Origin of the sequence: Actinocrinis sp. (assembly GCF_035938995.1) — a bacterium.
Lineage (GTDB): Bacteria > Actinomycetota > Actinomycetes > Streptomycetales > Catenulisporaceae > DASZGI01.
In genome coordinates, this window is record NZ_DASZGI010000304.1 from 20,274 (window position 1) to 32,229 (window position 11,956).

6 protein-coding genes are annotated in these 11,956 nt (G+C 69.6%); 2 read left to right on the plus strand and 4 right to left on the minus strand.

Annotated elements, in window-relative coordinates:
* Positions 1-7: 7 nt before the first annotated feature.
* The 3 genes from VGZ32_RS21240 to VGZ32_RS21250 form a co-directional block, all read right to left on the minus strand.
* On the minus strand, positions 8-1,606 hold the full coding sequence (locus VGZ32_RS21240; RefSeq protein ID WP_326887885.1) for an acyl-CoA carboxylase subunit beta: 1,599 nt from the start codon (positions 1,604-1,606) through the stop codon (positions 8-10).
* Positions 1,603-3,318 carry an acyclic terpene utilization AtuA family protein gene (locus tag VGZ32_RS21245; RefSeq protein ID WP_414642574.1) on the minus strand — a complete coding sequence of 572 codons (1,716 nt, stop codon included), beginning with the start codon at positions 3,316-3,318 and terminating at the stop codon, positions 1,603-1,605. The genes VGZ32_RS21240 and VGZ32_RS21245 overlap by 4 nt, the downstream gene beginning before the upstream one ends.
* Positions 3,319-3,758: 440 nt before the next feature.
* Entirely contained in the window at positions 3,759-4,571 is an 813-nt protein-coding gene (locus VGZ32_RS21250; protein WP_326887886.1) for an Fpg/Nei family DNA glycosylase, read from the minus strand.
* A 394-nt stretch (positions 4,572-4,965) separates the two neighbouring features.
* Here VGZ32_RS21250 and VGZ32_RS21255 point away from each other — a divergent pair, with 394 nt between their 5' ends.
* The gene (locus VGZ32_RS21255) at positions 4,966-9,540 is read left to right on the plus strand and encodes a carbohydrate binding domain-containing protein (RefSeq protein WP_326887887.1); all 4,575 of its coding nucleotides are present in this window, start codon (positions 4,966-4,968) and stop codon (positions 9,538-9,540) included.
* A 243-nt stretch (positions 9,541-9,783) separates the two neighbouring features.
* Here the strand turns inward: VGZ32_RS21255 and VGZ32_RS21260 are convergent, their stop codons facing one another.
* On the minus strand, positions 9,784-10,311 hold the full coding sequence (locus VGZ32_RS21260; protein WP_326887888.1) for a hypothetical protein: 528 nt from the start codon (positions 10,309-10,311) through the stop codon (positions 9,784-9,786).
* 276 nt (positions 10,312-10,587) lie between these two features.
* On the opposite strand from VGZ32_RS21260, the gene coaA reads away from it, so the two are divergent.
* A complete protein-coding gene (coaA, locus tag VGZ32_RS21265; RefSeq protein WP_349263699.1) occupies positions 10,588-11,538 on the plus strand; it encodes a type I pantothenate kinase in 951 nt (316 codons plus the stop codon).
* Positions 11,539-11,956: the final 418 nt, after the last annotated feature.

Below are 11,956 nucleotides of genomic sequence, written 5' to 3' on the forward strand. Positions count from 1 at the left end.
GTCCGCCTCACATCCGGAAGACGCCGTAGCCGCGGGCGCCCTCGACCGGCGCGCTGTGCACGGCGGAGAGACAGAGCCCGACGACGGTGCGGGTGTCGCGCGGATCGATCACCCCGTCGTCGTAGACCCGGCCGGACAGGAACACCGGCACCGACTCCGCCTCGATCTGCCGCTCCACGGCGGCGCGCATCGCGGCGTCGGCCTCCTCGTCGAAGGGCCGCCCGGCCGCGGCGGCCGACTGCCGGGCCACGATCGAGAGCACCCCGGCGAGCTGCGCCGGTCCCATCACCGCCGATTTGGCGCTGGGCCAGGCGAACAGGAAGCGGGGGTCGAAGGCGCGGCCGCACATGCCGTAGTGGCCCGCGCCGTAGGAGGCGCCCATCAGGATCGAGATGTGCGGGACCGTGCTGTTGGACACCGCGTTGATCATCATCGCCCCGTGCTTGACGATCCCGCCCTGCTCGTATTCGCGCCCGACCATGTAGCCGGTGGTGTTGTGCAGGAACAGCAGCGGGATGTCGCGCTGGTTGGCGAGCTGGATGAACTGCGCGGCCTTCTGCGACTCGGCGCTGAACAGCACGCCGCGGGCGTTGGCGAGGATGCCGACCGGGTAGCCGTGAACGCTCGCCCAGCCGGTGGCGAGGCTGGCGCCGTAGAGCGGCTTGAACTCGTCGAAGTCCGAGCCGTCGACGACCCGTGCGATCACCTCGCGCGGATCGAAGGGGGCTTTCAGATCCCCGGGGACCAGGCCGAGAAGTTCGTCCTGCGAGTATTTCGGCGCGGGAGCCGGCGCGTCCGCTGCCGGGCCGCGCTTGGTCCAGTGCAGCCGCCGCACGATCCGGCGGGCGACGCGCAGGGCGTCGGGTTCGTCGACGGCGAAGTAGTCGGCGAGGCCGGAGACCCGCGCGTGCATCTCCGCGCCGCCCAGCGACTCGTCGTCGGACTCCTCGCCGGTGGCCATCTTCACCAGGGGCGGCCCGCCGAGGAAGACTTTGGCCTGGTCTTTGACCATGACCACGTGGTCTGACATGCCCGGGATGTAGGCGCCGCCGGCGGTGGAACTGCCGAAGACCACCGCGATCGTCGGGATCCCGGCGGCCGAGAGCCGGGTCAGGTCGCGGAACAGGGCGCCGCCGGGGATGAAGATGTCCTTCTGGCTCGGCAGGTCGGCCCCGGCCGACTCGACGAGGTTGACCAGCGGCAGCCGGTTGCGCAGCGCGATCTCGTCGGCCCGCAGCGCCTTGCGCAGCGTCCAGGGGTTGCTGGCGCCGCCGCGTACCGTCGGGTCGCTGGCGGTGATGACGCACTCGGTGCCCTCGATCACGCCGATCCCGGTGACCAGCGCGGCGCCGACCGGGTGCTCGGTGCCCCAGGCGGCGAGCGGGGACAGTTCGAGGAAGGGGCTGTCGGGGTCAAGGAGGAGCTCGACGCGTTCGCGGGCGAGCAGCTTGCCGCGCCGCCGGTGCCGTTCGACGTATTTCTCCCCGCCGCCGGCCAGCGCCTTGGCGTGTTCGGCGGCCAGCGCGTCGAGTTTGGCGAGCATCGCGGAGCGGTTGGCCGCGTATGCGGCGCCGACGGGGTCGAGACGGGAGGCGAGGATCGTCACAGCAGGGCCTCCGGGATGTCCACGTGGCGGGAGCGCAGCCACTCCCCCACCGCCTTGGCCTGCGGATCGAAGCGGGTCTGCGCGCCGACACCCTCGCCGAGTAGACCTTCGACCACGAAGTTGACGGCGCGCAGATTCGGCAGCAGATGGCGGGTGACCGGGAGCGTGGCGGTCTCGGGCAGCAGTTCGCGCAGCAGGGCGACGTCGAGGGTGTGGGCGAGCCAGCGCCAACCGTCGTCGGTCCGCGCCCACACGCCGATGTTGGCGTCTCCGCCCTTGTCACCGCTGCGCGCCCCCGCGACGAGGCCGAGCGGGACGCGGCGAGTGGGCCCGGGCGGCAGCGGTTTGGGCAGCTCCGCATGCGGCGCCGGTTCGGGTGGTTGGACGAGGGCGGGCGGGGTGATGGGCAGCCGGAGGCCGTCGGGCAGCACCGCGACGTGGTCGGCCGTCGACGGGCTGACGTACATGGCCTCGAAGACCCCGTATACCGAGGCCTCGGCGGGCGGGGCGGTGACGTGGAAGCCCGGGTATCCGGCCAGGGCGAGCTCGATCGCCGCGCTGCTGACGGCGCGCCCGGCGACACGGCGGTCCCGGTCGCGCACGATGAGCCGCAGCAGGGCGCTGGCCTGCTCCTCGGTCGGCGCGTCGGATCGGTCGGTGCGGGCCAGGGACCAGCGCACCTCGGCGGGCCGCGGGCGCCCCGGCGCCCCGGTCAGGACCTGCTCCATCTGTTCGCGCACCAGGGCCGCCTTCGCCTCTATGTCCAGGCCGGTGAGGACGAACACGATCTCGTTGCGGTAGCCGCCGATCCGGTTGAGCCCGACCTTGAGCGTGGGCGGGGGCGCCTCGCCGCGGGCCGCGGACAGCCGCACCCGGTCCGGGCCGACCTGTTCGAGATGGACGGTGTCCAGCCGCAGCGTCACGTCGGGGCCCAGGTAGCGCGGCCCGGCGGTCTCGTAGAGCAGTTGCGCGCCGACCGTCTCGACGGTGACGGCGCCGCCGGTCCCGGGATGCTTCGTGATCACGCTGCTGCCGTCGGCGTGGACTTCGGCGAGCGGGAAGCCCGGGCGGCCCGGGTCGAGTTCGGTGAAGAAAGAGAAGTTGCCGCCGGTGGCCTGCGCGCCGCACTCGAGCACGTGTCCGGCGGCGGTGGCCCCGGCCAGCGCGTCGAGGTCGGCCGGGTGCCAGCCGAAGTGCGCCGCGGCCGGGCCGACGAGCAGCGACGCGTCGGTGACCCGGCCGGTGACGACCAGGTCGGCGCCCGAGCGCAAAGCCGCCGCGATGCCGAAGGCGCCGAGGTAGGCGTTGGCGGCCAGCAGATCGGCGGGCAGGCCGAGCTCGTCCGCGCGTCGCTCAGCGGGAGTGCGGTCCTCGTCGTCGTCGGAGCCCTGACTGTCCGGGCGGCCGGGGGCGGGGGCGAGCAGGTCGTCGCCTTCGACGCGGGCGATGCGGACGTCGAGGCCGAGCCGTGCGGCAAGCTTATGCAGGGCGGTGGCGAGTCCGGAGGGGTTGAGGCCGCCCGCGTTCGTGACGATCTTGACGCCGCGGTCGAGCGCCAGGCCGAGGCACTCCTCCATCTGGCGCAGGAACGTCTTGGCGTAGCCGAGGGTGGGATCCTTGAGCCGGTCGCCGGCCAGGATCGCCATGGTGAGCTCGGCGAGATAGTCGCCGGTGAGCACGTCGAGCGGACCGCCCTCGAGCATCTCGCGCATCGCGGAGAGGCGGTCGCCGTAGAAACCGGACGCGTTGCCGACGATGAGCGGCGCGGCCCGGGGCGCACCGGCTGGCGAGGCAGGTAGGGACCCCGTTTGTGTGGATGCCGTCTGTGTGGACCCCGCCTGTGAGGCCGCTGCATCGTGCGAGGAGGCCGCGCGCGAGGCCGCCGAATCGCGTGAAGACAGTGAATACGGGGACGTGCTGTCCGAAGGCCGGTCCTCCATCGCGCCACCCCTCCGCGTCGGGTGCGAACGCGGCTGCCCGCGCCGTGGGCACCAGGCTTTCAGCGGATCAAGAAAAAATCAAGCTCGCTTGATTGTTTTCTGCGCGCCGCCTCGAGCCCGGACTGCTGACACGGTGCGTTCCTCTGACAGGGAGGATTCCTCTGACACGGTGGATTCCTCGCTGGATGGGCCTGTTAATCGGAGCGCTGTCCTCAGCCCGGCGACGGCCCCGCCTGGCATTCCGGGCACCAATAGGTCGAGCGTGCGCGGTCGCTGCCCGGCTGTTCGGCGGGCCCTTGCATCGCGCTGCGGATCGCGGCGCCGCAGCGCAGGCACGGCTGCCGCGCTCGGCCGTACACCCACAGGGCGCGGCCCGGTCGCGTGTCGTCGGTGGTGATGCGCCCAAAGCGGTCCTTGTTCAGCTCAAGCAGCCGATGCGCCGACTCCACCACTCGACGCGGCTCAGGCACATGCCCGACCGGCGTCCATGGTGTGACGCCTGCGATAAAGCAGAGCTCCGACTTATAAACGTTGCCAATTCCCGCCATGGTGCGCTGGTCGAGCAACACATCCCCCACCGGACGTCCCGCATCCGCAACCAGCCGACGCAGCGCCTCGTCCGGATCCCAATCCGGGCCGAGGAGATCGGGGCCGAGGTGCTTAAGGCGCACCGCCTCGCCGATAGTACGAAGCAGCTCAAGCTCCTGAACCCGATAGCCCACGGCGACGCACTCGGGCGTGGCCAGGATCGCGCGGATCTGGTGCGACGGGCCGCCGTTCCACCGCGCCCCGGTGGGATAGATCCGCCACGCGCCTTCCATCCGCAGGTGAGAATGCAGCGTCCAGCCGCCCTCGAACCGCATCAGCAGGTGCTTTCCGCGCGGTGCCACGTCCGCCACCTTGCGGCCGGCGAGATCGGCGGTGGCGAGCTTGGGCACGCGCAGGTCCGAGCGCACCAGAACAGAGCCCGCGAGCGCTTCGCGTAACTGGCGCGCCACAAACCAGACGGTGTCTCCCTCGGGCACCCGACCATCATGCCGGTTCGGCGACCGTCCGGCCCCTGAATCGCGTCCGCCAAAGGCGCCGAGCGCAGCCCTCGCCAGGCCCTAAGTCAGCCGCCCAGGACGAGACAAACCACGCAAATTCGGCCATGGCGACCGCGCGGCAAACTTCGCGGAAACGGCCATGCCAAATGTGCCGGCCACTGAAACAACTGAAACAAACGGATGTTCTTGACTGAGGTTGTGCGCGGCAACATACTCGCCCACAGAAATGCTCCGGAAACGTTTGCGCAGATGCAGACGCCGACCTTGTGGGGGTTGGATGTTAAGAATCAGATCATCGTCCGGTACGACAGGGGCGATAGGAGCAAGAAGCACGGGGTCGGCGGGGGCGATAAGAAAAAGGATCACGGCGGCGTTGGCGTGGTCCGCAGGCGGGGGCCGGGGCGGCCCCAGGGATTTGATCGCGCTTGATGCACGCGGACGCAGGCGCCGCGCGACCGCCATCACCGCGATCCTCGGCCTTCTCGCGGGACTGATCGCGCTCGGCGCCTCCGCGCCCGCGAACGCAGCCACCGACACTAACATCGCCATCGGCGCGGAGGCGACCGCGTCCTCCGTGGAAAGCGCCTCGTACCCGGCCTCCAACGCGATCGACGGCGACATGACCACCCGCTGGTCCTCCGCCTGGAGCGATCCCCAGTGGCTGCAGGTCGACCTCGGCGCGACCGCGTCCATCAGCGGCTTCTCGATCGCGTGGGAGGCGGCCTTCGCCACCGCGTACAACATCGAGGTCTCGCCGGACGGGACGACCTGGACGCAGGTCTACTCGACCACGACCGGAGCGGGCGGCACCGAGAACGTCACCGTCCCGGCCGGTACGAGCGGCCGCTACGTGCGCCTGACCGGCACCGCGCGCACCACGATCAACGGCGCGCAATACGGATACTCGATCTACGAGTTCCAGGTGATCGGCCACTTCACCCAGCAGGCTGTAACCGTCGGCTCCGACACCGGCAGCCTGCAACAGGGCACGTCGATCGACGTCCCGGTGAACCTGAACATGGCCTCCACCAGTCCGGTAACCGTTGACTACGCCACCGCCGACGGCACCGCCGTGGCCGGGACCGACTACACGGCCGCCGCCGGAACGCTCACCTTCGCACCCGGTCAAACGTCGCAGACAATCCATCTGACGGCACTGCCGAATCCGTTGAACGCGCCCACGAAGACGTTCTCCTTGTCGCTCGCCAACGCGACGCCGACCGGAACCAGCGTCGGACCGCGTACGACCACGACCATCAGCATCCTGAACAACAACCCGATCCCGACCGACGGCGCGGTCGCCACGGTCGACGACTTCGAGGGCACGCTGCCGCTGAGCACGGGCAACCCCGGGATCTTCCCGTTCGGCTCGGACGCCGCGTCCAACCCGACCCTGACCCAGGTCGCCGCGCCCGACCGTCCCGGCGCCGCAGCGGGCAACCACGCTCTGCAGGTCGCCTACAAGATCTCCGGCTGGGGCGGCTTCTCGCACGACCTGGCCACGCCGCAGGACTGGAGCTCCTACGACGGCTTCAGCTTCTGGGTCAAGGGCACCGGCTCCGGCCAGAAGATCGAGTACGAGGTCAAGGCCGGCGGCACCGACGGTGAGCACGCCGAGCTCTGGCAGGGCTTCTTCACCGACGACACAAACGGCTGGAAGGAGGTCCAGATCGGCTTCGCCAACCTGAAGAAGCGCGCCGACTACCAGCCCGCGGGCGCGCCGAACAACGCCACGCCCGACCTGGCCACGATGTGGGGCTACGCGGTCAACCTGCCCGGCAACTCGACCAACACGCTCGAGTTCGACCAGGTCCAGGTGTACCAGTCGCTGCACATCCTCCAGGACTTCGAGGGCGCGAACCCGATCACCGACACGAACGGCGCGCTCGCCAACACGGGCGTGTTCGCCTGGGGCGGCAACGCGACCAGCACCCCGACGCTGAGCATCGCGCAGCTCGACCGGCCCGGCGTGACGAACAACCACGTGCTGCGCGGAACCTGGGCCGACGACAACAGCTACGGCGGCATCAGCTACGACCTGGCCACCACCGCCCCGCAGGACTGGAGCCCGTACGCGGGCATCGAGTTCTGGTTCTACGGCCACAACCCGAGCAACGACGCGGTGCCCGGCTCCGGACCCAAGTACGAGTTCGAGATCAAGATGGGCGGCGCCGACGGCGAGCATGCCGAGCTGTGGCAGACGTTCTTCACCGACGACTGGCAGGGCTGGCACCTGATCCAGGTCCCCTTCGCCTCCCTTAAGCGGCGCACCGACTACCAGCCGTCGGGCGCGCCCAACAGCACCACGCTCGACCTGAGCACGATGCGCGGCTTCGCTCTCACCGAGCCGGCCGGCACCAGCAACGGCGAGTTCGACGTCGACCAGTTCGCCGTCTACGGAATCAACACCGGAATCCTCGGCGCGCACGTGACCACCTCCCAGGCGGTCTACGCAGTCAACAACGGCGGTACCGCGACCGTCGGCATCCAGCTGAACACCGACGGAGCCAAGCCGCTGGACCACGACGTGACCGTGGCCTACGCGCTCGGCGGCGGCACCGGCGTCGCAGGCACCGACTACACCGACACCTCCGGCACCATCACCTTCCCGAGCGGCACGGCCTCCGGCGCCGTCCAGGCGTTCACCGTCCAGACCCTGCCGAACAGCACGCCGTCCGAGGCCAAGACCATCCCGATCCAGCTCACCCCGACCGGCGCGGACGTCACCGCGGACCAGCCGGTGGTCGTGGTCAACGCACACGGCCTGCCGTATCTGGACCCGAGCCTTCCGGTCGCGCAGCGGGTCTCCGACCTGCTGTCCCGGATGAGTCTGGCCGACAAGATCGGGCAGATGACCCAGGCCGAGCGCGGGGACCTGGTGCACCAGTCGGACATCGCCACCGCCGCGCTGGGCTCGATCCTGAGCGGCGGCGGCTCGACCCCGACGCCGAACACCCCGCAGGGCTGGGCCGACATGATCAACTCCTTCCAGGCCCGGGCGCAGGCCACGCCGCTGCAGATCCCGCTGATCTACGGCGAGGACTCGGTGCACGGCGACAACAACCTGGTCGGCGCAACCGTCTTCCCGCAGAACATCGCCATGGGCGCCACCCGCGACCCGGCGCTGGCGCAGCAGGAAGGGCAGATCGCCGCCACCGAGACCCGGGCCACCGGCGTGACATGGGCGTTCTCGCCCTGCGTGTGCGTCGCGCGGGACCCGCGGTGGGGCCGGACGTACGAGTCCTTCGGTGAGGACCCGGCGCTGGTCGACCAGATGGAGACCGTCATCGACGGTCTGCAGGGCAACGGCGACCTGAGCAAGAACACCAGCGTGCTGGCCACCGCCAAGCACTTCGCCGGTGACGGCGGCACCACCTACGGCTCGTCCACCACGGGCAGCTACAAGATCGACCAGGGCGTCACCACCGTCACCCAGTCCCAGCTGGACGCGCTCTTCCTCGAGCCGTTCCAGGAGGCGGTGCAGCAGCACGGCGTCGGCGCGGTCATGCCGTCGTACTCGAGCCTGCAGATCATCGGGCAGGACACCGCGCCGATCAAGATGCACGCGCGCGGCGACATGATCACCGGGGTCTTGAAGCAGCAGTTCGGCTTCACCGGCTTCGTGATCAGCGACTGGCAGGGCATCAACCAGATCGGCCCGAACTACGAGACCGACGTCGAGACCGGGGTCAACGCCGGCATCGACATGGTGATGGTGCCGGACCAGTACAACACCTTCGAGTCCGACCTCACCGACCTGGTGAGCAAGGGCCTGGTCACCCAGGCGCGGATCGACGACGCGGCCGGCCGGATCCTGACCCAGAAGTTCAAGCTCGGCCTGTTCGAGCAGCCGTACGCGGACACCTCGAACGCCGCGACGATCGGCGACGCCGCGCACCGCGCGGTCGCACGCCAAGCCGCCGCGGAATCCCAGGTGCTCCTCAAGAACGCCAACAGCGCGCTCCCGCTCTCCCCGGCCGCGAACATCTACGTGGCCGGCAGCAACGCCAACGACCTGGGCAACCAGCTCGGCGGCTGGACCGTGACCTGGCAGGGCGGCTCGGGTAACACCGACGTCGGCACGACCATCTACCAGGGCATGCAGCAGGACGCCCCGAACGCGCACTTCACCCTCTCACCGGACGCCTCCGCGCCGATGACCGGATCGACAGAAGGCGTGGTCGTGGTCGGCGAGACCCCGTACGCCGAAGGCGTCGGCGACATCGGCAACGGCCACACCGCGGACCTGTCCGCAGCCGACAAAGCCGCGGTCGACAAGGTGTGCGCGGCGATGGCGTGCGTGGTCCTGGTGGTCTCCGGCCGGCCGATGAACATCGCTCCGATCCAGAGCGAAGCGAGCGCCGTCGTGGCCTCGTGGCTGCCCGGCTCGGAGGGCGAAGGCGTCGCCGACACCCTGTTCGGCCGTACGCCGTTCACCGGACGACTCCCCGACACCTGGGCCAAGGTGATCAACACGACCACCAACCCGATCGACGTCGGCAGTCCTAACTACGACCCGCTGTACCCGTACGGCTGGGGCCTGCGCACCGACAGCGAGAAGGCACGCGTCACCCAGGTGCGCGACGCCCTCAAGCAGCGGTCCGACTTCGCGGCGAAGGCGGCCACGGTAGAACTGACCGCGTTCCTGAACGCGAAGGGCAACTGGAACGCGGACGGCTCGGTGCGCAACGGCGTGCTGGCCTTCGTGATGCTGACCCTGGCCTCCGACGCGGTGACCGGCACGAGCGCGGCCAACGCCGCGGACGCGAACCTGCTCGTCTCGGTCGCCAGGGACCTCGCCCAGAACCAGATCGCCCCCGGCGGTGCGGCGGCCATGACGGCGACCGCCTCGCTCACCTCCAATGCCGAGCACGACCTGCTGATCGGTCACCCGGCCACGGCGGTGTCCGAGCTGTTCCAGGCTTGGCAGAAGGCAGGCGGCCACTGACCCGGACAGACAACTGATTGACCATGGAAAGCCTGTGGCCCGCCGGACACCAGTCCGGCGGGCCACAGGCTTTCAGGTTGCGCAGTCTGCCCGGCCGATCGGTGGTCGCAGCCGCTCAGGTCCGCGACCGCGGATCCGGACCATCCCGGGCGATCATGCGCGGGAAACCGGATATGCCTGTCCTGCCAGCTATCCCGTCTGGTTTGACGATCCTGCGCGGCGTGATCCGTCAGGCTCACGAACTCATGATCGGTTACTGTCGGCCGCCGTCATGACGATCGTCTTAACGGCTGAAGACACGTCAGTGTCCTTGCCCGGCGCCACAGCCGTCACGTTGCCCGAGGACGATCCGCCGTCAATCACGACGAACTGGACCTTGGGGAAGGCGGAAGCCTGTTCGCGGGCGGCGGCCACCTGAGACGGCCCGACCGCGAGCACGAGGTCGCACTGGCGCTGGACCAGCGTGTTCACATACGGCACCGCGTTCGCCGCGGTGTTCGGACCGTAGACGGAGAGGAACGAGACCTTGCCGGAGGTCTGCACCGAGGCCGCCTGCATGCCGGACCACACCGGCGCCGCCTGGGCCGACCCGATCCCCGCGGCGTCGGTCAGCAGGCAGGCGTCGAAGGTCGTGTACACGCGGGCTCGCGTCGGTGGCAGAGCGCGCGCCTGGTGCGACGGGCGCGCCAGGAAGATGCCCAAGCCGATCCCGAGGGCGGCCACGACCGCCGTCGCAGCCCACCAATACCGTCGCAGCCATCTGATCACCATGCGGATCCCCCTCTTCCCGTGCCGACTGCTCGACTAGCCGGCTGTTGTACAAGACCGCAGGATAAGGCCACGCTGCGGCGCTCGGCCACACTGCCCCCGGTCCCCCGGTTCCTAAGCCACCGGCCGAGCGGCGAACGACGCTGACGTGACAAATCGCGCTGACGTGACAAACCACACAGCGCTCTTACCCGGACGCTAGGCGTCGTCGGCGACAATGGACGGGTGTCGATCTTGCCTGGCGCCGCCGCCGACTCGCACGCCGCCCACGCCGACTCGGTGGCCGGCTCCTCGGCGGCCGCGTCGCCATATGTCGATCTGGACCGGGCGGCGTGGAGCGCGCTGCGCGAACGCACGCCGGTGCCGCTGACCGCGCAGGAGGTCGAGGCGCTGCGCGGCCTGGGCGACGCGATCGACCTGGACGAGGTAGCCGAGATATACCTGCCGATCTCCCGGCTGCTGAACCTGTACGTACGGGCCGTGCACGGGCTGCGCGGAGCGGTGGACACGTTCCTCGGCGAGACACACGCCCCGCCGCCGTTCGTGATCGGGATCGCCGGGAGCGTCGCGGTCGGCAAATCCACCACCGCCCGGCTGCTCAAGGCCCTGCTGGCGCGCTGGCCCGAGCACCCGCGGGTCGAGCTGGTCACCACGGACGGATTCCTGCTGTCGAACGTGGAGCTGGAGAAGCTCGGGCTGATGGCCCGCAAAGGCTTCCCCGAGTCCTACGACCGGCGCGCGCTGATCCGGTTCGTGGCGGACGTGAAGGCGGGCAAGGAGGAGGTCACCGCGCCGGTCTACTCCCACCTGGTCTACGACATCGTGCCCGACGAGCGGCTGACCGTGCGCCGCCCGGACATCCTCATCATCGAGGGACTCAATGTCCTGCAACCGGCGATGCCCGGACGGGACGGCCGGGCGCGCATGTCGCTGGCCGACTACTTCGACTTCAGCGTGTACGTCGACGCGCGGGCCGACGACATCGAGCGCTGGTACATGGAGCGCTTCCGGCGGCTGCGCGAGACCGCGTTCACCGACCCCTCCTCCTACTTCCGCCGCTTCGCCGCGGTTCCGGAGGCCGAGGCGATGGAACTGGCGCGCGACTTCTGGCGCCGGATCAATCTGCCCAACCTGATCGAGAACGTGCTGCCGACCCGCGGCCGCGCCACCCTCGTGCTGCGCAAGGGGCCGGACCACGCGATCGAGCGGGTACGTCTGCGCAAGCTGTGACCGGCCCCTGGCGAGCGAACTCATGGATCGGCGGTCACGACAGGACCTCGATTCCGTTGACCTGAGCGACCTGGTAGCTAGACCGGTATGTAGGTGCCGGTTGTGGGGCCGGCCTCGCGCCATGGAGAGACCTTCGTGTTCGAACACGTCGACGGCTGGGCGAGGCGAGAGGGAACCGACTTGGAGAGCGCTCTCCCAGAGTGGTCTACCGCCTCAGCAGCTCTTCGTCAACGCTCCGGCGAGTCTGATTGAGGATTCTGCTCAACGAATATCAAGGATCTTCATCGCCAGTGAGCAGAGGCTGTCGGCTCATGGATACCGAGCATGTCAGCGACCCAAGATGTCACGAGAAGCCCGCCACGATCCACGCTCGGGCCCGGGAATCGACTCGGAACGCCAATAACGAAGGTCATCGTGC

Excerpts from the sequence above, each read along its gene's own strand:
- VGZ32_RS21260 (WP_326887888.1), bottom strand. The coding sequence starts at position 10,311 with ATGGTGATCAGATGGCTGCGACGGTATTGGTGGGCTGCGACGGCGGTC.
- VGZ32_RS21245 (WP_414642574.1), bottom strand. The coding sequence starts at position 3,318 with ATGCGCGAGATGCTCGAGGGCGGTCCGCTCGACGTGCTCACCGGCGAC.